Annotated in this window: 23 protein-coding genes and 2 pseudogenes; 4 read left to right on the top strand and 21 right to left on the bottom strand. The window is 62.5% G+C overall.

Annotation, left to right across the window (positions count from 1 at the left end; genetic code table 11):
• Positions 1–427: 427 nt before the first annotated feature.
• A complete protein-coding gene (locus OZ411_RS08650) occupies positions 428–1918 on the bottom strand; it encodes a hypothetical protein (protein WP_282527584.1) in 1491 nt (496 codons plus the stop codon).
• Positions 1919–1948: 30 nt separating this feature from the next.
• On the opposite strand from OZ411_RS08650, the gene OZ411_RS08645 reads away from it, so the two are divergent.
• From OZ411_RS08645 to OZ411_RS08635, 3 genes are all read left to right on the top strand, one after another.
• Positions 1949–2392, top strand: coding sequence for a hypothetical protein (locus OZ411_RS08645; RefSeq protein WP_282527583.1), 444 nt, complete (start codon positions 1949–1951; stop codon positions 2390–2392).
• A gap of 195 nt (positions 2393–2587) precedes the next feature.
• Positions 2588–4384, top strand: a complete 1797-nt coding sequence (locus OZ411_RS08640; RefSeq protein ID WP_282527582.1) for a type I secretion system permease/ATPase — start codon at positions 2588–2590, stop codon at positions 4382–4384.
• A gap of 113 nt (positions 4385–4497) precedes the next feature.
• Positions 4498–5778: an HlyD family type I secretion periplasmic adaptor subunit gene (locus OZ411_RS08635; protein WP_282527581.1), complete on the top strand. Its 1281-nt coding sequence runs from the start codon at positions 4498–4500 to the stop codon at positions 5776–5778.
• Positions 5779–5857: 79 nt separating this feature from the next.
• Here OZ411_RS08635 and OZ411_RS08630 read toward each other — a convergent pair whose 3' ends face one another.
• From OZ411_RS08630 to OZ411_RS08560, 15 genes and pseudogenes are all read right to left on the bottom strand, one after another.
• Entirely contained in the window at positions 5858–6025 is a 168-nt protein-coding gene (locus tag OZ411_RS08630; protein WP_282527580.1) for a transposase, read from the bottom strand.
• A 601-nt stretch (positions 6026–6626) separates the two neighbouring features.
• Positions 6627–7610, bottom strand: a complete 984-nt coding sequence (gene dhaK / locus OZ411_RS08625) for a dihydroxyacetone kinase subunit DhaK (protein WP_282527579.1) — start codon at positions 7608–7610, stop codon at positions 6627–6629.
• Between the two features lie 33 nt (positions 7611–7643).
• Positions 7644–8066: a hypothetical protein gene (locus OZ411_RS08620; protein ID WP_245475876.1), complete on the bottom strand. Its 423-nt coding sequence runs from the start codon at positions 8064–8066 to the stop codon at positions 7644–7646.
• Complete coding sequence (ptsP, locus tag OZ411_RS08615; RefSeq protein ID WP_282527578.1) at positions 8059–9678, bottom strand: phosphoenolpyruvate--protein phosphotransferase; 1620 nt, start codon at positions 9676–9678, stop codon at positions 8059–8061. Before ptsP ends, OZ411_RS08620 begins: the two co-directional genes overlap by 8 nt.
• Position 9679: 1 nt before the next feature.
• Positions 9680–9982, bottom strand: coding sequence for an HPr family phosphocarrier protein (locus OZ411_RS08610; RefSeq protein WP_165421071.1), 303 nt, complete (start codon positions 9980–9982; stop codon positions 9680–9682).
• A gap of 30 nt (positions 9983–10012) precedes the next feature.
• On the bottom strand, positions 10013–10411 hold the full coding sequence (dhaM, locus tag OZ411_RS08605; protein WP_165421070.1) for a dihydroxyacetone kinase phosphoryl donor subunit DhaM: 399 nt from the start codon (positions 10409–10411) through the stop codon (positions 10013–10015).
• Positions 10402–11025, bottom strand: coding sequence for a dihydroxyacetone kinase subunit DhaL (gene dhaL / locus OZ411_RS08600; protein WP_282527577.1), 624 nt, complete (start codon positions 11023–11025; stop codon positions 10402–10404). Before dhaL ends, dhaM begins: the two co-directional genes overlap by 10 nt.
• Before the next feature lie 12 nt (positions 11026–11037).
• On the bottom strand, positions 11038–12066 hold the full coding sequence (locus OZ411_RS08595; protein WP_282527576.1) for an ABC transporter ATP-binding protein: 1029 nt from the start codon (positions 12064–12066) through the stop codon (positions 11038–11040).
• Positions 12059–13156 carry an ABC transporter ATP-binding protein gene (locus tag OZ411_RS08590; RefSeq protein ID WP_282527575.1) on the bottom strand — a complete coding sequence of 366 codons (1098 nt, stop codon included), beginning with the start codon at positions 13154–13156 and terminating at the stop codon, positions 12059–12061. Before OZ411_RS08590 ends, OZ411_RS08595 begins: the two co-directional genes overlap by 8 nt.
• A gap of 10 nt (positions 13157–13166) precedes the next feature.
• The gene (locus OZ411_RS08585; RefSeq protein ID WP_282527574.1) at positions 13167–13295 is read right to left on the bottom strand and encodes a hypothetical protein; all 129 of its coding nucleotides are present in this window, start codon (positions 13293–13295) and stop codon (positions 13167–13169) included.
• A gap of 68 nt (positions 13296–13363) precedes the next feature.
• Positions 13364–14326, bottom strand: a complete 963-nt coding sequence (locus OZ411_RS08580; RefSeq protein ID WP_282527573.1) for a carbohydrate ABC transporter permease — start codon at positions 14324–14326, stop codon at positions 13364–13366.
• Complete coding sequence (locus OZ411_RS08575) at positions 14323–15246, bottom strand: sugar ABC transporter permease (RefSeq protein ID WP_282527572.1); 924 nt, start codon at positions 15244–15246, stop codon at positions 14323–14325. The genes OZ411_RS08580 and OZ411_RS08575 overlap by 4 nt, the downstream gene beginning before the upstream one ends.
• 122 nt (positions 15247–15368) lie before the next feature.
• Positions 15369–16727, bottom strand: a complete 1359-nt coding sequence (locus OZ411_RS08570; protein ID WP_282527571.1) for an ABC transporter substrate-binding protein — start codon at positions 16725–16727, stop codon at positions 15369–15371.
• 629 nt (positions 16728–17356) lie between these two features.
• Positions 17357–18294 (bottom strand): annotated as a pseudogene (locus OZ411_RS08565) (amidohydrolase family protein); the annotation flags it as partial.
• Between the two features lie 32 nt (positions 18295–18326).
• Positions 18327–19412, bottom strand: a complete 1086-nt coding sequence (locus OZ411_RS08560; RefSeq protein ID WP_282527570.1) for an ABC transporter permease subunit — start codon at positions 19410–19412, stop codon at positions 18327–18329.
• An 89-nt stretch (positions 19413–19501) separates the two neighbouring features.
• Here OZ411_RS08560 and OZ411_RS08555 point away from each other — a divergent pair, with 89 nt between their 5' ends.
• Positions 19502–19720 carry a hypothetical protein gene (locus OZ411_RS08555; protein WP_130578335.1) on the top strand — a complete coding sequence of 73 codons (219 nt, stop codon included), beginning with the start codon at positions 19502–19504 and terminating at the stop codon, positions 19718–19720.
• A gap of 197 nt (positions 19721–19917) precedes the next feature.
• On the opposite strand, the gene OZ411_RS08550 is transcribed toward OZ411_RS08555, so the two are convergent.
• From OZ411_RS08550 to mmsA, 5 genes and pseudogenes are all read right to left on the bottom strand, one after another.
• Positions 19918–20262 carry a hypothetical protein gene (locus OZ411_RS08550; protein ID WP_282527569.1) on the bottom strand — a complete coding sequence of 115 codons (345 nt, stop codon included), beginning with the start codon at positions 20260–20262 and terminating at the stop codon, positions 19918–19920.
• 367 nt (positions 20263–20629) lie between these two features.
• Complete coding sequence (locus OZ411_RS08545) at positions 20630–21439, bottom strand: hypothetical protein (protein WP_282527568.1); 810 nt, start codon at positions 21437–21439, stop codon at positions 20630–20632.
• 163 nt (positions 21440–21602) lie between these two features.
• Positions 21603–21803, bottom strand: a pseudogene (locus tag OZ411_RS08540) (acyl-CoA dehydrogenase); the annotation flags it as partial.
• 93 nt (positions 21804–21896) lie between these two features.
• Positions 21897–23087, bottom strand: coding sequence for a multiple monosaccharide ABC transporter permease (gene mmsB / locus OZ411_RS08535; protein WP_282527567.1), 1191 nt, complete (start codon positions 23085–23087; stop codon positions 21897–21899).
• The gene (mmsA, locus tag OZ411_RS08530; RefSeq protein WP_282527566.1) at positions 23084–24661 is read right to left on the bottom strand and encodes a multiple monosaccharide ABC transporter ATP-binding protein; all 1578 of its coding nucleotides are present in this window, start codon (positions 24659–24661) and stop codon (positions 23084–23086) included. The genes mmsB and mmsA overlap by 4 nt, the downstream gene beginning before the upstream one ends.
• Positions 24662–24690: the final 29 nt, after the last annotated feature.

Raw genomic sequence — 24690 nt, 5'->3', positions numbered from 1 at the left:
GCCTCGGGACGTCTCAAACTCAACGACGAACCCGACCCAATAAGCACAGCGACGTGACTTGCCGTCATGCCGTTTGTTCATGATCAATCACGCCGTCAGTTCGGATGAGACCCTCGTCTCGCCTTGAGAAACGACGTTACAGTTTGGTTACAGCAATCTGTTCCCCGCATTACAGATGCAACCATATCGCCCCTGAACTCTCCGAAAAGAAAGCTTACCAATACGTGAGGGCGTCGGTTGAGGGCAGCGCAGGACTCTCGTCAACCTGCAACCCGCTGAGGCCCACATTTGACAGGGAGAACGCGTCATGTCTGATCTTACGGGAACGAACGGCGACGATATCCTGACCGGCACCGATAGGCCGGATCATATCTTCGGCCTTGCCGGCAACGATACGATTGACGGCAACGGCGGCAACGATACGCTGTCAGGCGATGATGGTGATGATACGCTCAACGGCGGTGATGGCGACGACCATATCCTTGGTGGTGCAGGCAATGACGTCATCACCGGCGGCAACGGCAACGATCTTCTCGAAGGTGGATCGGGAAACGACCACATCAGCACCGGCGCGGGCAATGATGTCGTATTCGCCGGTGACGGCATCGATACGATCGATCAGATGGCCGGTCATGACGTCGTCCACGCAGGCGCGGGCGACGATCTGATCTCGTGGAACGACAAGGTCGGTGATGTCGTCTTCGGCGATGAGGGCAACGACCGGATCATCGGTTCCGATACGGCGGCCGACGAGAGCCACGGCGGGGACGGCAACGACTTCATTCAGGCTTTTACGACCGACGCCGCGCACGCCACCGCAGGCGACAAGATCTTCGGAGACGCCGGCAATGACACCCTGATCGGCGGCGACGGCAACGACCACATCGAGGGCGGCACCGGTAACGACACCATCATGGGAAATGGCGGCAACGACTTCCTCGATGGCGGCGACGGCGACGATCACATCAGCACAGGAGCCGGCAACGATACGGTGTTCGGCGGGGACGGCGCCGACACCATCGACCAGATGGCCGGTCATGATGTTGTCCATGGCGGCGACGGCAACGACACGATTTCCTGGAATGACGCGGTCGGAGACATCGTCTATGGCGATGGCGGCAACGACAGGATCATCGCCTCCGACACGGCGTCCGATGAAAGTCACGGCGGCGACGGCGATGACTTCATCCAGGCCTTCACGACCGATGCCGCGCACGCCACGGCGGGCGACCGGATGTTCGGCGACGGCGGCAATGACACGCTGATCGGCGGCGATGCCGCGGATCACATCGAAGGCGGCACCGGAAACGATACCATCAACGGTGGAGGCGGCAACGACTACCTCGATGGCGGGTCGGGAAATGACCACATCAGCACCGGAGCCGGCAACGACCTGGTTTACGGCGGCGACGGTAATGACACCGTCGACCAGATGATGGGACACGATGTCGTTCACGCCGGTGCCGGCGATGATGTCATCTCCTGGAATGATGCAGTCGGAGACGTCGTCTTCGGCGACGAAGGCAACGACCGGATCACCGGTTCCGATACCGCGTCCGACGAAAGCCATGGCGGCGACGGCAACGACATCATCTCCGCGTTTACGACGGATGCAGCGCACGCCACGGCAGGCGACAAGATCTTCGGTGATGCCGGCGACGATACCCTGACCGGCGGCGACGGTAACGACCGTATCGAAGGCGGTACCGGAAATGACACCATCATTGGAAATGGCGGCACCGACCGCCTTGATGGCGGTGACGGCGACGATCACATCAGTGGCGGCGGCAGCCACGATCAGATCTTCGGCGGCCTTGGCAACGACGTGATCGACCATATGGGTGAGCACGGCTTTGCCGATGCGGGTGACGGCGACGATATCGTACAGTGGACTGAGACGTTCGGTGACGTGGTTCATGGGGGAGCCGGTAACGATAGGATCACCGGTGTGGCCGCATTCAATCCGCCGCTCGGCGGGCAGGCCGCTGCCGAGATCCACGGCGATGCCGGCAACGACTTCATCCAGGCATCCAGTTTAGGCAGCGGTGCGGTGTCCGACAAGCTGTTCGGCGACGAAGGCAACGACACCATTATCGGCGGCAGTGGCGCGGATCGCATCGATGGCGGTGTGGGCAACGACATCCTGACCGGCAATGGCGGTGCGGATACCTTCACCTTCCAGATGTCGCAAGGCGGGCACGACGCTATCACGGACTTCGACGTGAACAACGACGTGATCAATTTGTCGGGCTTCGGCCCCAATTTTGATCCGCTTGCGCACGTGCACGACACCGCCAACGGCGCCGTGCTGGACCTCGGCGCCGCTGGGGATGTGACGTTACAGGGCGTTCACGCCGCGGACCTTTCTCACCACGACTTCGTCCTGAGCTAAGTCCACTCGGGATTGCCTGTCCTTGGAGCGAGATAACAGCGCTTCTGCCGGATACAGTCGTCCTTCTCTTTGAGGTGGACGACTGTACTGGACGGATTTTGAAGTCGCCGTGCCTGTCACGTACGGCAGGAGAGCCCCGAGGCTCGAATATCACGACGAAGACGTCGGGGTTGGAAAATGGGGGGGGCGTCGCATATGAAGCCGATGTCGAAGCTTGCGGCGATTGATCCGCACGGGAAAAGCGAGACAATCCTCAGCCGCGCTATCGGCTATTGCAAGCTGCAATTCCTGGTGGTGGGCCTGTTCAGCGGCATGGTCAACCTGCTGCAGCTCACCATTCCGATCTACATGATGCAGATTTTCGACCGCGTACTGACGACGCACAACGTCGATACGCTGCTCTATCTGTCGCTGATTGCGGGCGCGTCCATCCTGTTGCTGGCCATTCTGGAAATCTCGCGCAATCAGACCCTGCAGCGTGTTGCGACCTGGGTCGAGCGGAAGGCCGCGCCGGAGGGCTTTGCGAGAGCGATCGAGAGCGTGCTCTCTGGTCATTCCTATCGCATGGAGGCGCTGCGCGATCTCGCCATTTGCCGCGGCTACCTCGGCTCCCCTGCTCTGCTCGCCCTCTACGATCTTCCCTGGGTGCTGGTTTTTCTCGCCGTGATCTTCGCCCTGCATCCGGTGCTGGGTTGCATCGCGACCGCAGGAGCGATCGTCCTTTTCATTCTCACCTTGCTGAACGAGCTGACCACCTCGCGCCTGATGAAGGAGGCAAATGTTGCGGCGGCCAATTCGCAACGTCGCGCTGACAGCATCGCGCGCAATGCGGAGGTGATTGACAGCATGGGCATGTTGCCGGCAGTGATGCGCCGCTGGCAGGAGGGGGTGGCCGAAATGCTGCCGCCGCAGCGGCGCGCGGCGCAGCGAGCCTCCTTGCTGCTGGCCACGGCCAAGTTCGCGCGCCTTGGGGTGCAGATCGCCGTCCTGGGCGCCGGCTGCTATCTGGTGCTGCAGCACGATCTGACATCGGGCGCAACTGTTGCCGGCTCCATCATCATGGGCCGGGCGCTTGCGCCGGTAGAAATGCTGATCGGCGGTTGGAAGCAGCTTGTCCAGGCCCGGCAGGCTTTCTTTCGCTTGCAGCACTTCCTCAGCTTGCCTCGTCTTCGTCCGCCCGGCCGGCCGTTACCGACCCCGGTCGGCCGCCTCTCGGTGGAGCGCGTCACGTACGGCTTGCCGGGTTCGACGTCGCCGATCGTCAAAGGTGTGCAGTTCGCGCTGTCTCCGGGTGACAGTCTTGCCGTCATCGGCCCGTCGGCAGCCGGCAAGACTACCCTGATCAAGATGCTGATCGGCACGCTTGCGCCAAGCGCCGGCACCGTTCGCCTCGATGGCGCCGACGTCCATCGCTGGATGCGCGAGGATTTCGGCCGCTACGTCGGCTACCTGCCGCAGTCTGTCGAGCTGTTCGAGGGTTCGGTGTTCCGCAACATCGCACGGATGGGAGACGCCTCGCCCGAGCAGGTTTACCGAGCCGCGCAGCTTGCGGGCTGCCACGACATGATCCTGCGGCTGCCATGCGGCTACGACACCGAGATCGGCGAGAACGGTCAGTATCTCTCCGGCGGACAGCGGCAATTGATCGGCTTGGCACGTGCCCTGTTCCGCGATCCGAGGTTCGTGGTGTTGGACGAACCCGACAGCAATCTCGACGGCGATTCCGAGGCCAATCTGGCCGATACGCTGGGGAAGCTCAAGGCATGCGGCACCACGGTGGTCCTGGTCTCGCATCGTCCGCGTCTGGTGCGGCATGTCGATCTGGTCTTGCTGATGCGGGATGGCGCGGTCGAAATGTTTGGGCCGCGGGTCGAGGTCCTGAACCGCGTCATCGCCCAGCCGGCGCCCGACAACCGCCCGACAATCACCGAACCTCGCATCGCCAGGGTCGCGGCACCCGCCCGAGGCGAACCGAACCGTGTTGCATCATGACCCAAGCTCTCCCGTCCCCCTCCGAACGAGCCATCGTTGCTGACAGCCCCGCCCGGTCGATTGCGTCGCCCGCGCTACCGTTGATGGAGGCGCCTCATCCGTCGACACGCGGCGTGATCCTGCTCGGATTGATGGCCATGGCGGTTTTCATCGGCGGCTTCAGCGCCTGGTCCGTCTCCGCTCCGCTGGCGGAAGCAGCGATCGCGCAGGGCGCGATCGAGGTCGAGGGCCAGCGTCGCATCATCGCCAATCAGGAGGGAGGATCGGTTGCGGAACTGACCGTGCGCGACGGCGATCATGTGCGGACCGGTCAGGTGCTGATGCGGCTGAACGACGTGCAGGCGAGCGCGACGGCCGAGACGGCGCGAGCCCAGCGCTGGGCATTGCTGGCACAATTGGCCCGACTTGACGCAGAGGCGGCCGGCAGAAGCGATATAAGCTTTCCTGACGATCTGCTGGCTGCAGCGAGCGGGCAAGGTTTCGACGCCCTGCGCGCCGCCGATGCGGTCAGCGGGCAGCGCGCGCTGTTCGAGGCGCGCACGGTCAGCCTGAAAAGCCAGATTGCCGTACTCCGAGACCGGGTCGATCAGCAGCTAGGCGTCATTGAATCGGCAGAACAGCAGCAGCGGGCTACCCGGCAACAGCTCGAATTGATACGGCACGAGACCGAGGTCAAGCAGGGGCTGCTGACAAAGGGCCTGGCGACGCTGTCCACTGTGCTGGCCTTGCAGCGCAGCCAAGCCGGGTTGGAGGGGACGCTGGGCGACCTGAGCGGACAGATCCAACGCGCGCGCGCCACCATCGCGGAATCCCGTTCATCCATGAAGCAGATTCAAGATCAGCGGCTACAGGATGTCTCGAACGACATGCGGGAGGCCAGCACCAAGCTGAACGAGGTGGAGGACAAATTGCGCGCCGCGCAGGACGTCGCCGTGCGCCGCGACGTGGTGGCGCCCGAGGACGGCACTGTCCTTGGCATGCGGGTGTTCAACGTCGGCGCCGTGGTCAGGCCCGGCGATACGGTGATGGAACTGGTGCCATCGCACGACCGGCTGGTGGCGAACGTGAAACTTTCGCCGAACGATATCGATGTGGTGTATCCCGGCCTTGAAGCACAGGTGCGTCTGCCGGCGTTCAAGCAGCGCCTGGTGCCGTTCGTTGCCGGCCGCGTCACCTTCGTCGCCTCCGACGCCACCGCCGATGAGCAGACAAAGAACAACTACTACAAAGTGCAGATCCTGCTCGATCGGGACCAGCTTGATCGTCTTCCCAACGTCCATCTCACGCCCGGAATGCCGGTTGAGGCGATGGTGCAGCTTGGGGAGCGAAGCTTCTTCCGCTATATCACGCAGCCGATTAGGGACAGCTTTCACCATGCCTTTCACGAGCAATAGCAGGGTATTCCACGTAAGTTGCGGGGGCCCGTCATTGCCTCGCACCGTCTAAAAACGCATCCGCGACAAACCCGGTCCTTCAAGGCCGGGTCAAGGCGCGCCTTTGGTTCTCGATATATTGCCGAACAATGGCGATCGGCGTCCCTCCGCAGGAGGCGGCGAAATAGCCCGGACTCCAGAGATGGTCGCCCCAAAGCTTGGGAGTCACCGCGCCGAGGCGATGTACACGCAGGCTCGTCCTCATCATTGATTGGACGCCGGCGAGAGTGCACTTGGTTCAAGCCGATTCTTCCGCCAACCATAGCGGTCGCGATCGTACAAAATCGCAGCCTAGCGCGGACTTGGTGCCCAGGGAGGGAATCGAACCACCGATAGTATTTTTTCTCCTCACCGCGATCTGCAGAACTCGGCACGATCGGCGAAACACGAAGCTTTACTCGTAACGATCACGATCAGCTCTTAAGCCGCACGCGAGTATCCTGCCCTTTCGACCCAACTCTGTACGCCGCCCAGACTTCTATGGACCTCACATCACTTCCAAAGAACGATCACCCACACTGGCTCTCAATAGATTTTTCTTGATCTTCCAGTGCACACGTCGTGCACACGCCGCCTTCTAACCAATTGAAAAATCTAAGCTCTCGTTCCAATCCATCATGGGCCAATTTGAGCCAGCTCCAGCCAAGAAGATCGAGGCTGGTCAATAGCGGTCAGCTTCGCGCCGACAGCGGCCGGCCGGCACGATCACCTCTTGTCTAAGGCTACATCTTATCGAAGCGCGATAAACGCGAGCGAATTCAGGCAAAGCCGCCGGGGCGAAAGCGATCACCTATCGCTCACGACCGCGATCACCATTTCAATGCCGCCGTGCGCACGGGATGATCCCAGAGCGCGGTCGTCTCAGTGTCGAGCAAGCTTACGGTGAGCGAGCACCCGGCCATGTCCAGCGAGGTGACGAAGCTGCCGACCAGCGAGCGAGCGATGCGCAGGCCGCGCTTCTCGAGCATCCGGCGCGCCGCGTTATACATCAGATACAGCTCGATCGTCGGCGTTCCGCCAAATCCGTTAACGAGCAGGAGGGCCTCGGCCCCGTCACGCGCGTCGAGATCCTGCGCGATGGCAGTCGTCATCTCGTCCGCGATCGCATCGGCCCGCTCCAGCTTGACGCGCCGACGTCCCGGCTCGCCGTGAATGCCGACCCCCATCTCCATTTCGTCCTCGCCGAGTGAGAAGGTCGGCGTGCCCGCGGCCGGGACCGTGCAGCTTGTCAGCGCCACGCCCATCGAACGTGTGCGCGCGTTGACGCGCTCGCCGAGCGCAACGCAGCCCTCGAGGTCGGCGCCCTTTTCGGCGGCCGCGCCGACGATCTTCTCGACGATCAGCGTACCGGCTACGCCGCGGCGCCCGATGCTGTGTGTCGAGTTCTCGACCGCGACGTCATCATCCGTCACGATGGTGGCCGTGCGGCCCTCGGCGATCTCGGCCGCCATCTCGAAGTTCATGCGGTCCCCCGCATAGTTCTTGACGATGAACACCGCACCGGCCTCACCGGAAACAGCCTGCGCGGCCTCAACGATCTGGTCCGGCGTCGGCGACGTGAAGACCTGTCCCGGGCAGGCGGCGTCGAGCATGCCATAGCCGACGAAGCCTGCATGCAGCGGCTCATGCCCGCTGCCACCGCCCGAAACGAGCGCGACCTTTTTTGGGTTCAGCTCACGGCGCCGCACGAATTTCCGCTCCGGTCCGAGCGCGACGAGATCGGCATGCGCGGCCGCAAGTCCGTCCAGGCTCTCCGCGAGCACGCCGTCGACCGAATTGATGAACTTCTTCATTATCTCCTCCCCGCTTCCCCCTTGGCCCCACGCCTATTTTTCCCGCATGATGGCAATCAGGCGCCGCGCGAATTCCTGGAGCAGCGCATCGAGCTCAGCGTTGCGCTTGGCGCTGCCTAGATCGGGCAAATGCAGCGCCAAGGTCCGCTCGTGCGGTCCTTCGGTCAGCCGACCGATCCGGCGCGGATGCGCGCGCGCATAGGCGCGAAGAAAGGCGGCCTTCGCCTGCGGCGGGAAGTGGCAGACATCGAAGATCGTATTGAGATGCTGCACGGGTATCGGCACCGGATAGGCGGGATTGCTGATCTGGCTCACGAAGCTGCGGTTCTTCCCCATGGCGTGCGCCAGACGCAGCCGCATGCCCGACGGCCGGCTCTCCAGCACTTCCTTGAAGATGCGCTTGTAAACCGCAACAGCGCCGGCTGCCGCCTGCTCATCGATCGCCGTGTCAGCCAAGGCCACCTCCGCTGCTCAGCCGGTCGATCGTCTGCTTGATCTGCGCGAGCGCCGACGCATTCACCGAAAGCTCGCGCAAGCCGCAGTTCAGCAATGCGGGAAGGCAACGCGGATCGCTTGCCATGTCGCCGCATAGGCTGACGCTGATCGCGGCGCGCCGCCCATGCTCGGCGGTCCGCGCGATCAGTTCAAGCACCGCCGGATGCAGCGGGTCCATCAAGGGGGCGAGCGCTCCATTGGAACGATCGCAGGCAAGGACATATTGCGCGAGATCGTTCGAGCCGATTGAGAAGAAGGAGGCCTTGAAGCTCGTAATAGCCAGGGCCGCCGCCGGGACTTCAACCATGATTCCCAGCTCGGGAAGCATCGCGGCAATGCCGTCCGCCTGCAAGCACTGCACGACATCGGTGAAAAGCTTCCGCCCCGCCTCGAGCTCGCCCGCCGAGGTGACCATCGGAAACATGACCTTGAGGTTTCCGCGCACAGCGGCCCGTGCCAGCGCGCGGAGCTGAATGGCAAAAATCTCGGGCCGGGCCAGGCAAAGCCGCAAGCCCCGAACCCCGAGGAACGGATTGGCTTCGCCATCCAGCGTGAAGCCGGGCACCGGCTTGTCGCCGCCCGCGTCAAACGTGCGAATGGTGACCGGGCGCCGGTCGGCCCAACGCAGCACCGCATCGTAAGCCTGAAACTGTGTCTCCTCATCGGGCAAACCGCCCCGCTCCGTCAGCAGAAACTCGGTGCGCATCAGGCCGATGCCATCGGCATATTGCGCGTCGGCATGCTCGAGATCGTCGACGCGCTGGATGTTGATAAACAGCTTGATCCGCTCGCCGTGCCACGATGCCGTCGGCCGCCGCAGGATCGCACGGGCAGACGCCCTGCTCTTGCGATGGCTTTCGCGCCGCTTCTCGAACAGGCGGACCTGCTCGGCGCTGGGATCGAGTTCGAGCGTCGCACCTTCACCATCGAGCAGCGCCGTGGCTCCGATATCCGGAACCGCGCCGAGCTGCACGACCATCGGGATGCCCCGCGCGCGCGCCAACATCGCGACATGGCTCGTGGGACTGCCGCGCAAGAGTGCGAGCCCGCCGCCGCCGGACCAGTCGATCTCCAGGAATCGCGAGGGCGGCAGATCGTCGGCGCAAACGACGGCACCGCTCGGAATCTTCAGCGCCTGGCCCCCACCGCCCCGCAGAATGTTGATCACGCGGTCGCGCAGGTCCGTAAGGTCCGAGGAGCGCGCCTTCAGATATTCGTCCGCGGCCGAATTGTAGTCCGCGATCTGCGCGTCGAGCGCCGAACGCCATGCGACATCCGCCGGATCGCCATCGCCGATCGATGCGAAGATCGCTTCGATAAAATCCTCATCCTCCAGGAGCGCGACCTGGAATTCGAGAATCTGCGCAGCCTCGCCGCCGGCGATCCCGGCGAGATCCGCGATCTGCCCGCTTGCCGCGTCAATCGCAGCGCGAAGGGCAAGCGCTTCTTCAACGAGGTTACCCGCGACACGCTCGCCGTTGGTGTCCGCGTCGACACGGACAAGCGGGCCATGGGCAAATCCGATCGAGGCGGTTCTGCCGCGGTAGGCCAATCCGGTCGCGCCACCCTGCATGCTACGATGTCCCGTCTGGAAAATCGGTTGCGATCAGATCGACCAGCGCCGCGACGGCGGCCTCCGCATCACTGCCCGACGCCTTGATCTCGATCGTGCTGCCGTGCGCCGCGCGCATCGCCATAATCTTGGCCACGCTCTTGGCGTTGATCCAATCCGCCGCGCCTGCGACCCGAACGGATATCTGGGCCTGAAACTTCTTGGCGAGCTTGGTCAGCTTGACCGCCGGGCGCGCATGCATGCCCACCGCGTGCACCAGGCGCACATTGTCGGTGAAGATCTGTCCGTCCGCTTTGTCCAGCATGCTCAAATTCCATTCTTCTTCGCCGACGTCTCAGTCGGCAGAGAGTTCCTCGGCCACGGCCTTGACCTGGGCCAGTGAGCTACCGCCTGCCGCCTCGGCTGCCGCCATCACGGCCCCCTCGACAATCGGCGCGTTGCATACGACAACGAGATCGCGCCGCGCAGGCTCCAGCATCTCGACCGCCATTTCGCTGTTGGTTTCGGCACCGCCCAGGTCGACGAGAATCGCGACGCCCTTGGCGGACCAGGCATCGTTGATGGCGTCGATGATCAGGGACACGCTGGTGCCCAATCCGCCGTCGGGATTGCCGCCGCAGAACGCCACCCTGACCTCGCTGCCGACCATCTGCCGCACCATGTCGGCGGTGCCCTTGGCGATGTCCTTCGAATGCGAGACGATCACGATCCCCACGGTTTCCGTCATTGGCATCGCTCCAGGCTCGCGCAGACCGCCTGCACGAGAACGCAACTCGAGCGGGCGCCGGGATCGACGTGTCCGATGCTGCGCGATCCAAGGAACGACGCCCGCCCCTTGGTGGCCTGCATCGGCACGGTCCGCTCGACCGCTTCAGCGGCGGTGGCCCGGACCCGCGCGATCAGATCCGGCTGACCGGCCGCCGTCTTCAGCGTTTCCAGGACTGGAACAAGCACGTCCAGCATCGTCTTCTCGCCGGCCTGCGAGCGGCCACGCGCGCTCACCGCGTTCACGCCGCTGCCGAAGACGTCCGCGAGGTCGTCCGGCAAGTGTTTGTCGTGCGAGAGCGCTTCGCCCGCGGCGAGGAAGAAGCTCCCGTAGAGCGGCCCGGACGCGCCGCCGACCGTCATCACCAGGGTCTTGCCGATCATCTTCAGCGCCTCGTCGAGCGGTTGCGCGGAGATCGCATCGAGCTTGCCTAGAACCGCTTCGAATCCGCGCTTCATGTTGATTCCGTGGTCGCCATCGCCGATCGCCTGATCCAGGCTCGTCAGCTCCGGCGCACTGGCGATGACCTGCTCTGCGGCCACCCTGATCAACGACTTGAACGTCTCGGGTTGCAGCGACATCGACCTGACCCTCTAGTGAATTACCGCGGGGATGCGTTGCCCCGCGCGATCGAAATAGAGCGGATGTACCAGGTGCAATTCGACCTCCTGACCGGCCTCTAGCGGCTGCTGATGCGGATCCGCAAGCGTCACCAGCATTTCGCCCTTATAGTCCAGATGAACGTGATTCTGTTCGCCGAGGTGCTCGACACGGTGGACGCGGCCGACCATCCGCCCGCCATTGCGCGCACCGACCTTCAGATGCTCGGTACGGATGCCGACGGTCTCCGTTTCCGGCGGCACCGCCACGTCGGACAAGAGACGTGCGGGAAGGAAATTGATCTGCGGCGTGCCGAGACGCGAGGCGACATAGGAGCTGGAGGGGCTTTCATAGATCTCCCGCGGCGTGCCGAGCTGAAGGAGCTGGCCATCCTTGATCACGCCGATCCGGGAGGCCATCGTCATGGCCTCGACCTGGTCGTGGGTCACGTAAAGAATGGTCGCGCCAAGTTCGAGCTGGATGCGCTTGAGCTCGATACGCAGCTCCGAACGGAGCTTCGCATCCAGCGACGAGAGCGGCTCGTCCATCAGGTAGATCGAGGGATCGCGAACCAGTGCACGGCCGATCGCCACCCGCTGCATCTCGCCGCCGGACAGGCGGGTGGCGCGGTTGTTCAGCTTGCTTCCGATATGCAACAGCTCCGCCGTCTGTTCAACGCGCTTGCGGATGACGGGCCCCGGCACGCGCCGCGCGGGCGAGCGCAGCGGGAACGCCAGGTTGTCATAGACCGTGAGATGCGGATACAGCGAATATTGCTGGAAGACAAAGGCGATATCGCGCGATCCCGGCGGATCATGCGTCACGTCGCGGCCGTCGATCATGACTGAGCCGGCGTCAGGGGTCTCGAGCCCGGTGATCAGCCGCAGCGTCGTGGTCTTGCCGGCGCCGCTCGGACCGAGCAGAACCAGGAATTCCCCGTCATTGATCGCCAGCGAGAGCTCGCGCACCGCCTCCACCGTACCGAAGCGCTTGGTGATGTTGCGCAGGATGACGTCAGCCATGGCAGGCGCTCCCCTCGTTGGCGGTCCGGATCGCAAGGCCGCTGCTGGCATCGAACAACGCCAGCCTTTCGGAGTGGAATTCGAGACCCACCGTCTCGCCGATCCGCACCGACGCGTTGGAGGGCAGCCGCGCCGCGACGCGTCCATGCGCCGTGTCGACGGTGACAATCTGCGTGGTGCCGAGATATTCCGCGCCGAACACCTCGCCACGGACGGGTGCTGCGTCGGCGAAGCGGATATGCTCCGGACGTATCCCGAGCGCCAGCGGAGCAGTGGCGCGATCCTCGCGGATTTCCGGGATCGCGATGCTGGCGTCATAGAAGGCGATGGCCCGATCACCAGACCTCAAGCCGCCCTCAAAGCGCAAAAAGTTCATGGGCGGCGAGCCGATGAAATCGGCCACGAACATGCTTGCGGGCCGGTCATAGACCTCCTGCGGCGAGCCGATCTGTTCGACGCGCCCCTTGTTCATGACGGCAATCCGGTCCGCCATCGACATCGCCTCGAGCTGGTCGTGCGTTACGTAGACGGTAGTCGCGCCGATGCGATCGTGCAGGTCGCGAAGCTCGCCGCACATCAGATGCCGAAACTCGGCATCGAGCGCCCCAAGCGGCTCGTCCATCAGAAAGGCCTTGGGCCGCCTCACCATGGCCCGCCCAAGCGCGACGCGCTGGCGATCGCCGCCCGACAACTTTGAAGTCTTGCTCGACAAGAGATGCTCGATCCGCAGGAGCCGCGTCGTCTCCTGCACCCGCTCGCGAACCTCGCGCCGGCCCATGCCCTGGCATTTCAGGGGAAAGCCAATATTGTCAGCGACATTCATGTGCGGATAGAGCGCAAAGAGTTGGAAGACGAAGGCGATGTCGCGGGCCGCCGCCCGCCGGAAGGTCACGTCCTCGCCGTCGAGCAGGATCTTTCCTTCGGTCGGCAGTTCAAGGCCCGCAATCATGCGCAGCGTGGTCGTCTTGCCGCAGCCGGAGGGTCCGAGCATCGCGAAAAAGGTGCCGTCGTCGATCGTGAAGTTCGAGCCTTGCACGGCCGTGAACTGATCAAACGACTTGCGCAGGTTTTCGACGCGAATTTGTGCCATGTTGACCGCCCTATTCCGGAAAATGGCTGACGATGACGTAGCCAATCGTGCCGGCAAGGATCGTCACGAAGGAATAGCTGTACAGATCGATGGACCAGGGCTGCACCAGCATGATGATGCCGCCCCCGATCAGGGTCATCGCACCGGCCTCCCAAGGCCCACGACTGAACCAGCGAGACACTCCACTTTTGGCAACCGCAGACCCGCTCATTTGCGTACAGCTCCAAAGGTGATGCCGCGCAACAGGTGCTTGCGCAACAACACGGTGAACAGGACGATCGGAACGACGAACAGCGTGGTCGCGGCAGCAACGGCCGGCCAGTCCTGCCCGCCCTCGCCGATGATGAAGGGAATGAAGGGCGGCATGGTCTGCGCCTCGCCGCTGGTCAGGAGAACCGCGAAGGCATATTCGTTCCACGAGAAGATCAGGCAGAAGATCGCGGTTGCCGCGATTCCCGTGACGGCCTGCGGCAGCACCACCTTGCGCAGCGCCTGGAGCCGCGTGTAGCCGTCGACGAGGGCGGCCTCCTCATACTCCCGCGGAATCTCGTCGATGAACCCCTTCAGCAGCCAGACCGCGAGGGAGACGTTCACGGCGGTGTAGAGCAGGATCATGCCGAGCCTGGTGTCGGTCAGGTTGAGCTGCCGGTACATCAGATAGATGGGAATCGCGACCGCGACCGGCGGCATCATTCGCGTCGACAGTATGAAGAACAGGAGATCGTCAGCCAGGGGTATGCGGAATCGCGAGAATGCGTACGCCGCGAGCGTGCCGAGAAAGACGGCCAGGAATGTCGAGCCGAACCCGATGATCAGCGAGTTGACGAAGCGCGGCACGACCTTCGACGGTCCGGCGATGACCATGTCGTGCTGGCGCACGAGCTTATCGTACCAGGTCTCCGGCGGCGGTAGCTTGGCGATGAAATCCGGCGTCTGGCGGGTGCGCACGGTGAACAGGTTCACGTAGCCTTCCAGCGTCGGCTCGAAGATCACCTTGGGCGGGTAGGCGATGGCGTCGCTCTGCGACTTGAACGCGGTGGCGACGATCCAGAGCAGCGGCAGGATAGTGATCACGGCGTAGAGAATGACGAGGCTGCCGGCCACGGCCTTTGAACGCGGCGAGGCCTCGACGATGGAGTGAGCGGTGGACTTGGCGAGGGCAGCGGTCATCGTTGCTTCACCTTGTTGAGCGCTTTGACATAGATGTTGGCGGCACCGAATACGGTCACGAACAGGATGATGGCGAGCGCGGACGAATAGCCAGTGCGCCATTTCTCGAATGCCGCGCGCTTGAGCGTGATCGACACGAGCTCGGTGGTCGATCCCGGGCCTCCCGACGTCAGGAGGTTGACCATGTCGAACATCTTGAAGTTCTCGATCGCGCGGAACAGCACGGCGAGCATCAGGAACGGCACCGTCATCGGCAGCGTGATCGACCAGAACTGCCGCCAGGCCGAGGCGCGATCGACTTCGGCAGCCTCATAGATGTAGTCGGGAATGGAGCGAAGCCCGGCGAGGCAGATCAGCATGACGTAGGGCGCCCACATCCAGGTGTCGACCAGCACGATGGTCCAGGGCGCGAGCGAGACCTGCCCGGTCATGCTGAACGAGCTCGGCGGCACCCCCGTGAACAGGCTGATCACGTAGTTGAACGGCCCGATCTGCGGCTGCAACAGCAGCGTCCAGAAGTTGCCGACCACCGCTGGCGACAGCATCATCGGCAGCAGGATGATCGTGGTCCAGAAGCTGTGACCGCGAAACTGGCGGTTGATCAACAGCGCCAGGCCATAGCCGATGACCACCTGTAGTGCCACCGACCAGATCACGAATTGCGCCGTGGTCTGGAGCCGAAACCAGACGTCCTCGTCGGTAAGGATGTCGGTGAAATTGTCGAGCCCGACAAACCGCAGCGGCAGATAGGACATGCTGAGGTTGAGGCTGGTGAAGGACAGTCGGATCATCCACACCAGCGGAAATATGTTGATCGCCAGCAAAAGGGCGATCGTCGGCGCAACGAACAGCCACGCCATGGTTCGGTCCGAAAGGCCACGCGCGCGCCGCGTGGCGCGAGATTTGGCGGGCTCGCTCATGCCTGCCATCGTAGCATGATCAGGTTGAAGGATCGTCGTCATCTGGTCCATCGGCTGGCTGGTTCGGCTTCCCCGAGGCACGTCCCCCGGGGAAACCAGTTCAGTTAATGCGATTGCCGTGTCTATTGCGACGCGACCTGCTTGCCCTGCTCCTTGAAGACCTTGGTCCAGTCCTTGACCAGGAGATCGAGCGCTTGCTGCGCAGTGCCTTTGTCGGCGACGACGTAGTCGTGCACCCGCTTCTGCATGTCGAGCAACAGTTGCGCGTAGGACGGCTCGGCCCAGAAGTCCTTCACGATTCCCATCGACTCCAGGAACTGCGGTGCGAACGCTGCGCTCTTTGGGAAGTCGGGCGCATCGACGACCGCCTTAAGGGCCGAGTAACCGCCGAGTTGCCACCATTTCTGCTGCACGGCGGGCTGCGCGAACCATTTGATGTAGGCGAGCGCGTCGTCCTTGCGGTCGGAGGTCGCGACGACCGAGATGCCCTGTCCGCCGAGCTGGGTGAAGTGTCCGTTCGGGCCGGCCGGATTGACGAAGAACCCGATCTTGTCGCCGCCGACATTCGGGTCCTTGTAGAGGCCCGGGAAGAAGGCGAACCAGTTCATCTGCATCGCCACCTGGCCGGACTTGAAGGCATCCAGCCCCTCCTGCATGTAAGCATTGGTCATGCCGGGAGCGGTGCAGCATTTGTAGAGCTCCTTGTAGAACTCGAGCCCCCTTACGGCATCGGCCGAATTGACGAAGCTCTGCATCTGGTACGGCTTCTTCGGATTGTCGTAGCTGAAGCCGTAGTTATAGAGCACGTTGGTCACGCCCATGGTGATGCCTTCCGAGCCGCGCTCGGTGAAGATATAGGCGCCATAGACTTTCTTGCCGTCGATCTCGCGGCCCTGGAAGAACTCCGCGATCTGCTTCAACTCGTCGTAGGTTTTCGGTGGCACCAGGTCGCGGCCGTACTTGGCCTTGAACGCGGACTGAATTTCAGGCCGCGAGAACCAATCCTTGCGGTAGGTCCAGCCGACCGCGTCGGCCATGGCCGGCAGCGCCCAATAGTTCGGCGAGTTCTTCGGCCATTGGGAATAGCCCACGACCGTCGCCGGGACGAAGTCGTCCATCGATATCTTCTCCTTGTCGAAGAAATCGTTGAGCTTGACGTACCACTTGTTCTCGGCGGCTCCGCCGATCCACTGGCTGTCGCCGATGATCAGGTCGCAGAGCTTGCCGTGGGAATTGAGCTCGTTGAGGAAGCGATCGGCATAGCTCGTCCATGGGACGAACTCGTACTTCATCTCGATGCCGGATTGCCTGGTGAAGTCCTTGCCGAGTTCGACCAGCGCGTTGGCCGGATCCCATGCCGCCCAGCACAGTGTGAGCTGCTTGCTCTGTGCTGCGGCTTCGCCTCCGCCAAATATCCCCAGCAGCGCCGCCCCGAGGACCGCGGTTGCCGCCGAGCTTCTTAGCCAATTGAATGTCCGCATATCCGTTTCCTCTCTCGTTGAAGCATCTAACCCGCTCGGCGCGCCCTGCCGGAACGACGCCAAGACCCTGAGTTTGAGGAGCGATGGGTGGAGAACGAGACGGACCATGTCCGGAAAACGGGCCCGGAACGGCTTGGGCTCCTCCCACGCATCGGTTCGATGCGCGATGTTTAGCTTTTTTATAATGCTAAACGTATTACTAAATTTTTGAGGCCGTCAAGCCGGTTTCTCGCAGCCCTAACGAAAAGATTTGCGACGTCGGCGCGCGCAAGCGGCACGACCGCGATGCGGCAAAATGCTCGAAAATATGGTGCCGATCTTGATCGCCGATGTCGCCCGGCAGGAGCAATCCAGCCCATCCCAACAACAGGAGAGCCCGAAGGTTGGCCATGGCCACGTGTTTATCAAATTACTTTACTGAACGTTCAATGAAGCAAGCAATTCAGGGGCCCGAGCGGTCCCCTCGTCGTGAGAAATCTGACGATGGCCGCTTCCGTTCGGATTTGATCGCGTTCGTCGTGGTGGTGTGGGCACCCATCTGGGCCACAATAGCAATCGAAAGATCAACAAGGAACGAAGAGTTTTGCTCGCGATTTGACCACTTTGATAGCGAGTGCAGGCGACGCTGCCTAAAGAAAGGCCCTGGCGGCCTCGCCATGCATCGATCGGAGCCGTGCGAGATCGATATCGACCGGTCGGCCATCGACGACACGCCGATGTCCGGCGACCATCACCCGGTCGGCGCTGTGGGCCCCGCACAGCACGAGCGCCGCGAGCGGATCTCCAGCGCCCGAAAACCTCAGATCGTCGAGAAGGAACCGTCCCAGGCCATCCGCGGAACCGCGGGTGCCCCAGCGCAGGGCGTCAAGATGCGTCACTGCTTCGGCGCCATAGCGAAGCTTCCCCATCAGCATCGCGTGCCGGACGGCTTCCATCATGTTGGAGCTGTCGTTCGAGGCGCTGCCGTCGACGCCGAGACCGACGGAGACCCCGACGCCTCCAGCTCGACCGTCCGGCACGTTCCGGACGCCAGCAGCATGTTCGAGGTCGGGCAATGACAGACGCTGACTCCGTGTCCGCCAAGCAGGCGCATCTCGTCCTCGTTGAAATGAACGCCGTGCGCGAGCCAGGTCCGGTTCGATAGCCAGCCGCAATCCTCGAGATATTCCACCGGCGTACAGCGGAATTGCTGCCGGCAGTAGTCGTTCTCGTCTTCGGTTTCCGCAAGATGCGTGTGCAGCCTGCGGTCATGCTTCGCGGCGAGCGCCGCGGTCTCGACCATCATCCGGCGTGTGACGTTGAACGGGGCGCAGGGCGCCAGGGCTACGGTGGTAAACGAGCCGGGCTGCGGATCGTGATAGAGCGAGAGGACGCGCTCGTAATCCGCCAGCACGGTGTCGTGATCCTGCATCAGCCTGCGGTCGGCGATGCCGCCCTCCTCGAAACCGAGATCGATCGCGCCGCGAGTCAACGCCATCCTGATTCCGAGCGCGCGGGCCTCCTCGACCTCGATGTCAACAGCGTCGGGCATGTCGGCGGGAAATACGAAGAGATGATCCGTGGTCGTCGGATCCCGCAGCCACAGGCGTTGAGATGAGCTCATGCCGCGCGACCGACGTGGATCGAGCGCTCGAGCAGGTCGGCGCCGCGATAGGCGAGCACCGAGATCATGATGCTGAGCACGGCCCCGCTCCATACCATGCCGTAGTCGAGCGAGCCGCGCGAGACATCCATGAGGTTGCCGAGCCCCGTGCCGGTCAAGAGCCACTCCGCGATCATGACGCCGAGCAGCGCCCGCGGCGCCACCAGCTTCGCGGCCGCCGCGATGTAGCGGAACGAATACGGGATCGAGATGAACCTCAGCTTCTGGATCGGACCGCCGCCATAGACCTCGACGGTTTCAAGCGCTGCGCGCGGCACGACGGCAAATCCCTGGACCAGAAGGACGAAGGCCGGAAAGAACACCACCACCACCACGGCCATGAAGATGCAGGCCGAAATGGTCCTGCCCAGGAGCAGAAGTACGATCGGTGTGAGGGCGACCAGCGGCGTGCTCTGCAACACCATGGCCGCTGGCAGGATCACCTTGAGCAATCCCGGCATCACCACCGACAGTGCGGCTAGCAGAAACGCAATGCCGAGCCCGACGAACAGGCCGAGCAGCGCCATCGGGATGGTCTGCCCCACGGCATGCAGCAGCGCCGACCTCGCTTCATCGGATCCGTCGGCAAAGGTCAGGTAGGATACGACATCCCAGGGTCGCGGCGCGACGATCGGGCTGACGTCGGCCCATTTCAGCACGGCCCACCACAGCACGAACGGCAGCGCCACCGATGCAATCACCATAAGATAGCGTTTGAAGTCGGCCTCGCCGTCCTGGCCATGCAGTTCGTCCGGCATGCGGCCCGCCGCCACGGTGACCGGGATCGTCGCACCGACCATCGAAGACCCGAGCGAGAAAAGCCCATAACCGGTCAGCGCCAGGGCCGCTGCGGCCATGCTGATCCCCCAGAGCCTGTCGGCATCGGACTGACCGAGCGAGCCGAGCAGGAAGGTGCCGAGGCCCCAGCGCTCTCCGGAGCCGAACTCGCCGAGGATCGCGCCCAATACCGATAGCGACGCAGCCACCCTCAATCCCGCTAATACGCCCGGCATGGCGCTGCGCAGGCGGATAGAGCGCAGCAAAGTGATCTCTCCACCACCATTGGCCTTGATGGCGCGGATCGATGTCGCGGAGCCCTACCAGCATCGAGACCATCGTCGGGAAATAGATCATGGTCGCGGACAGCACGATCTGCGGCCAGCGGCCGTCGAGCAACAGCACGAGAAGCGGTCCGATCGCGATCGCCGGCACGGCGAACAGCGCGATGTTGACGCTACGGAACAGGCGCTCGACCGTCGGGAACAGGCAGAAGACCAGTGCGGCGACCGACGCAATCGACGTGCCGATCAGGAAGCCGAAGGTCGATGTCGCGGCCGTCGCCGCGACATGACCCCAGTACAGATCGGAATTGGCGCCGACGTCCGCGACCACCACGGAAAGCGGCGCGAAAATCCTCACGCCGCTGACCGGTACATGCCCCAGGGCCTCCCAGGCACGGCAACGCCAAGCGTGCAAAGGATCGTGATCCCTGCTTTGGCCGGAAGGTCGCTGGCGACACGCGGCATGGTCATCCCTCGGCCGCCAAGGTCAGATCTCGGCCAGAAGACTGGTGTCGAACATATCCTTCCGTCCGGTGATGCCGACGCTGCTCAGCGACTTCAGGTTCTGCTCGATCACCTCCTCCGTGATCGTGAACAACCCCTTCGGATGGTTCATGAGCGAGGGCTGCATCGCGTTGAAGAAGTTCTCTGCCCCCACCGTCGATCCCGTCCCCTTGAACCAGGTGTCATGGTAGAGCGGCGGGTATTTGAGGGGATCGGCGAAGTTTTCGGCCCATCCGCGACGGCTCGCCTGCAGGAATTTCAGCAGCTCCGGCCGCTTCGACGACAGCGTGTCGGTCGTCACCGTCACGAGGTCGATCAGAAGCGGCAAGCCATGATCGTCGAACAGGACCGGCCTGCCGCTGAGACTGCAGCGCGTTCAGTTCAGCCAGCTGACGTTGGTTGTTGCTAGATTTTCCTTGATCTCCCGGTGCACACGTCGTGCACACGCACCCTACTAACCGATTGAAAAACCTGAACCTTCGCTCCAATCCATCATGGGGGCGACAGAGAATTTCCATTCCATCTCAATTGCTTACCCACAACGCCGGTTCAATGCAACATGATGCTTTTGATAACCTTGCCCGTCTGATCCAACTAAAATATCGAAAACAACCCCATGCAAAGTAGCACCCCAGTTGGGATCGTCGCCTATCTCTCTTTTTTCTACCTGCATCGATCCACGGAAACCCTCTAAGTCATTGGCGCATGCGACGCCTAATCCCAGCAGCCATGTTCTCACGGCTTGCTTCGTGATCGTAGGTCGCAGCCAGTCCCATCAGGAGCTTTGAGGACACAAAGGGATGCGAAACTTGGAGCGCCTCGCCCCATTTGCGATACTTCTCTGCCAAATCGCGCTCCTGATCGCCGCCTTCGCCGCGCCAATGAACACCGCGTGAATTATACACGCCGGTATGAGCGCCATGGATTATCTCTTCGGATTGGACATCCTCCATGACATCGCGGACTGGCTCGCATGGCCACACACCGTCCTTGCCGATGGGGGCGGCGGACAAGAGTCGGCCGATGGAGGTATCGCCGACCTTGGCGCGCCCCAGCTCTGCACAGAGGCGGCGAACAGTCGCAACCCACTTCGCCAGGTATTCTGCTTTCAGCTCGCCAAGCTCATCGTGCCCGGGAATCCGGTGCAGTGCGTCCAAACGTTTATAGCTGCGTTCGGCCATCGATTTCACATGGTCGGGCGAAACCTGCAATTCGGGGGGATCGGTAGCCCCGTCGTTGCGCTTGTAAGTCCACGCGATCGCTTGAGCGAATTGTTCGGGGTGCGCTTCGATATACCGTTCCAGATTCGGGATGCCATACGCATCTTTCCTTCGCTCCCAACGCCGCGCCAATGCATCGATGTAGGCGAACTCTAACCCCGCCTTTTGATCGAGGGTCAGTGCCGCGCTGCCGTTCAGGCTCTTGAAGGCCGCTTCGACATGGTAGTGTTCCAGCATGTAATGCCCGGGCGGCTCGCCGCCGCCCTGCGCCATGGCGAGCAGCAAACGATAAAGGACCTGCGCATCGAGTTTCTGCGGCTCATACCGGATGCAGGAGAAGGCGGCCCGGGGGCGGTCGGCCTTTAATAGGCGCTCAACAGCTTCATTGTTTTCGCTATCGGAATCGTGAATCCATTCCGGCGCAACCTCGTTCCAGTATTTGGCCGAAAGCGCGTTGCGCTGCTGCCTGAGCTCCGACCGCGATGCTCAACCTCTCCTGAACCAGTTCGCCCATGAGGCAGCCGAAGCCGCCATGTTGTGGCCCGAGCAAGTTTTCGGTGGGAATCTGCACATCCTCGAAAAACAGCTCGGACGTGTCACCCGACCATTGCCCGATCTTGTCGAGATTCCGACCGCGCTTCAAACCAGGCATCGTGGCTTGCCTGCGCTACGGTCCTTGATGCTCCGCATGACGAAGTTCCGTCGAGCTTGGCGTGCTCATTGCCCCAAGAACGGTCCGTCCTCACCTGCGCTGGTTGTAGACGTCGACGCAAACGGCTGCGAGCAGCACCAATCCCTTGATCACCTGTTGGTAGTCGATCCCGATGCCAAGGATCGACATTCCATTGTTCATGACGCCCATGATCATAGCACCGACCACGGCGCCACCGACCCGGCCAACACCGCCATAGGCGGAAGCACCGCCAATGAAGCAGGCGGCGATGACGTCGAGTTCGAAGCCGGCGCCGGCCTTCGGCGTCGCCGTGTTGAGGCGCGCGGCGAAGACGAGGCCGGCCAGCGCGGCCAGGACGCCCATGTTGACAAAGGTGAGGAAGGTGAGCCGTTCGGTCTTGATGCCCGACAGTTTTGCCGCCTTCGCATTGCCGCCCACGGCGTAGATCTGCCTGCCGATCACCGTTCGCCGTGTGAGAAAACCATAGAGCGCGATCAGCGCGGTCATGATCACGAGGACGTTCGGCAATCCGCGATGCGAAGCGATCAAGTAGGTGCAATAGAGCACCGCGCCCGCTAGCACGGCACTCTTCGCGACAAAGAACGCATAAGGCTCGACCTCAATGCCATGCGATTGCTCGCGCGCACGGCTCTTCGCGCTGGCATAGACCAGTGCCAGCGCCAGCACTGCGCCAATAAACAGCGAGGTCGGATACAGCGTCCCGACCCCGGGAAGCAGCTCCGGAATGAATCCCGACGACAGTTTCTGGAAGGTCGGCGGAAACGGTCCAACCGATTGCCCCTGTAGCAGCGCAAGCGCAAGCCCCTTGAACACCAGCATGCCTGCCAGCGTGACGATGAAGGATGGAATGCCGAAATACGCCACCCAATAGCCTTGCGCCGCCCCGATCGACGCGCCGACCAGCAGACAGGCGATGAATGCCGCGGGGTAATCGACGTGATAGCGAACCATCAGCACGGCGGCGACCGCCCCGATGAAGCCGGCCACCGACCCGACCGACAAATCGATATGGCCGGTGACGATCACGAGCAGCATGCCCAGTGCCATGATCACGATATAGCTGTTCTGCAGCACCAGATTGGTGAGATTGAGGGGCTGCAGCAGCGTGCCATCGGTCATGAACTGGAAGAACAGCATGATCGCGAACAGCGACAGCAGCATGCTGTAATTGCGCAGATTGTTTTTGATGAATCCAGCGTGCCCGCGCTGCTCTGGAAGTGAAACCGTCTTGTCGGTCATGGCTGCATTCCACCCGCTTGCATCTTGTTATGTTCGACGACGATTTGTACGGCCTTGTTGCGCATGATCGCACGCATGATCTTTTCTTGCGTCGCGTCCGCGGCGGCGAATTCGCCGACGAAGGCGCCGTCGTTCATCACGCAGATCCGATCGCAAATTCCAAGCAGCTCCGGCATTTCCGAGGAGATCACCACGATGCCCTTGCCGGCCTCCGCCAATTCGTTGATGATACAATAAATCTCATACTTCGCGCCGACGTCGATCCCGCGGGTCGGCTCGTCCAGGATCAGAACCTTTGGGTCCGTCATCAGCCACTTCGACAGCACCACCTTCTGCTGGTTGCCGCCGGAGAGATGGCCGGTTTCCTGGTAGACATCGGAGCACCGGATGCGCATCCGATTGCGATAGTCACTCGCCGCTTTCAGCTCCCTGATGTCGTCAATGACCCATCGCGATGCTACCTGGAAAAGGCTCGCGAGCGTGATGTTCTTGCGCACGTCGTCGGCGAGGATCAGCCCGAGCTGCTTGCGGTCTTCGGTCACATAAGCGAGGCCCGCGTCAATCGCCGCGGAGACGGTCGCAAGGCTGACCTCGCGGCCGTCCAGTTGCACACGCCCGCTGATATTGTAGCCCCACGCCCGACCGAACAGGCTCATGGCGAATTCGGTGCGTCCGGCGCCCATCAGGCCGGCGATGCCCACGATTTCGCCATGCCGCACGTGAAAGCCGACGTTCTTGATCACTTGGCGCTCCGGATGGAGCGGGTGATGCACGGACCAGTTGTCCACCACGAGCACGGGGTGCCCAATCCTGACCTCGCGCGGCGGAAAGCGATGGGCGAGATCGCGATCGACCATGCTGCGAATGATGCGGTCTTCCTCCACCTGCTCGGTCCGGCAGTCGAGCGAGTCGACGGTACGGCCATCGCGCAGGACGGTGATGCGGTCGGCGATGCGGGCGACCTCGTTTAACTTGTGCGAAATCAGGATCGAAGCGATGCCCTGTTCGCGGAAGGCCACAAGCCGGTCCAGTAACGCTGCGCTATCGGCTTCGTTGAGACTGGCAGTGGGCTCGTCCAGGATCAATAGACGTACACGCTTGGAGAGCGCTTTGGCGATCTCGACCAGTTGCTGCTTGCCGACCCCGAGATCGGTGATGAGCGCATCCGGCGACTCGCGCAAGCCAACCTGGGTCAACAGATCCCGCGTGCGCCGATATACCGCGTCGCGGTCGATAACGCCGAACCGCGCCGGCGGATGCGACAGAAAGATGTTCTCTGCGATCGACATCAGCGGAATCAGCGCGAGCTCCTGGTGGATGATGATGATCCCGAGCGCCTCGGAATCGTTGATGTCGCGAAAGCGCCGCTCTTCGCCGTCGAAGACGATGGTGCCTTCATAGTCGCCGTAAGGATGGACGCCGCTGAGCACCTTCATCAGCGTCGACTTGCCGGCGCCATTCTCACCCACGAGCGCGTGAATCTCGCCGGCCTCGACGGTGAAGTTGACGTCGCGCAGCGCCTGTACGCCCGCAAAGCTCTTGCTGACGCCGCGCATTTCTAGCATTGCCGTCATCAGATCAAATCCTGCAGCAGAGTTCCTCA

It is taken from the genome of Bradyrhizobium sp. Arg237L (assembly GCF_029990105.1).
Lineage (GTDB): Bacteria > Pseudomonadota > Alphaproteobacteria > Rhizobiales > Xanthobacteraceae > Bradyrhizobium.
This window is presented reverse-complemented; position numbering and strand designations above follow the sequence as displayed.

Excerpts from the sequence above, each read along its gene's own strand:
- mmsA (WP_282527566.1), bottom strand. The coding sequence starts at position 24,661 with ATGACGGCAATGCTAGAAATGCGCGGCGTCAGCAAGAGCTTTGCGGGC.
- OZ411_RS08610 (WP_165421071.1), bottom strand. The coding sequence starts at position 9,982 with ATGCTGGACAAAGCGGACGGACAGATCTTCACCGACAATGTGCGCCTG.
- OZ411_RS08590 (WP_282527575.1), bottom strand. The coding sequence starts at position 13,156 with ATGGCACAAATTCGCGTCGAAAACCTGCGCAAGTCGTTTGATCAGTTC.
- OZ411_RS08575 (WP_282527572.1), bottom strand. The coding sequence starts at position 15,246 with ATGAGCGAGCCCGCCAAATCTCGCGCCACGCGGCGCGCGCGTGGCCTT.
- OZ411_RS08630 (WP_282527580.1), bottom strand. The coding sequence starts at position 6,025 with ATGATGAGGACGAGCCTGCGTGTACATCGCCTCGGCGCGGTGACTCCC.
- OZ411_RS08580 (WP_282527573.1), bottom strand. The coding sequence starts at position 14,326 with ATGACCGCTGCCCTCGCCAAGTCCACCGCTCACTCCATCGTCGAGGCC.
- OZ411_RS08595 (WP_282527576.1), bottom strand. The coding sequence starts at position 12,066 with ATGGCTGACGTCATCCTGCGCAACATCACCAAGCGCTTCGGTACGGTG.
- dhaK (WP_282527579.1), bottom strand. The coding sequence starts at position 7,610 with ATGAAGAAGTTCATCAATTCGGTCGACGGCGTGCTCGCGGAGAGCCTG.
- ptsP (WP_282527578.1), bottom strand. The coding sequence starts at position 9,678 with ATGCAGGGTGGCGCGACCGGATTGGCCTACCGCGGCAGAACCGCCTCG.
- OZ411_RS08570 (WP_282527571.1), bottom strand. The coding sequence starts at position 16,727 with ATGCGGACATTCAATTGGCTAAGAAGCTCGGCGGCAACCGCGGTCCTC.
- OZ411_RS08555 (WP_130578335.1), top strand. The coding sequence starts at position 19,502 with ATGGTCGCGGACAGCACGATCTGCGGCCAGCGGCCGTCGAGCAACAGC.
- dhaM (WP_165421070.1), bottom strand. The coding sequence starts at position 10,411 with ATGCCAATGACGGAAACCGTGGGGATCGTGATCGTCTCGCATTCGAAG.
- OZ411_RS08640 (WP_282527582.1), top strand. The coding sequence starts at position 2,588 with ATGAAGCCGATGTCGAAGCTTGCGGCGATTGATCCGCACGGGAAAAGC.
- dhaL (WP_282527577.1), bottom strand. The coding sequence starts at position 11,025 with ATGTCGCTGCAACCCGAGACGTTCAAGTCGTTGATCAGGGTGGCCGCA.
- OZ411_RS08585 (WP_282527574.1), bottom strand. The coding sequence starts at position 13,295 with ATGACCCTGATCGGGGGCGGCATCATCATGCTGGTGCAGCCCTGGTCC.
- mmsB (WP_282527567.1), bottom strand. The coding sequence starts at position 23,087 with ATGACCGACAAGACGGTTTCACTTCCAGAGCAGCGCGGGCACGCTGGA.
- OZ411_RS08650 (WP_282527584.1), bottom strand. The coding sequence starts at position 1,918 with ATGAACCACGTCACCGAACGTCTCAGTCCACTGTACGATATCGTCGCC.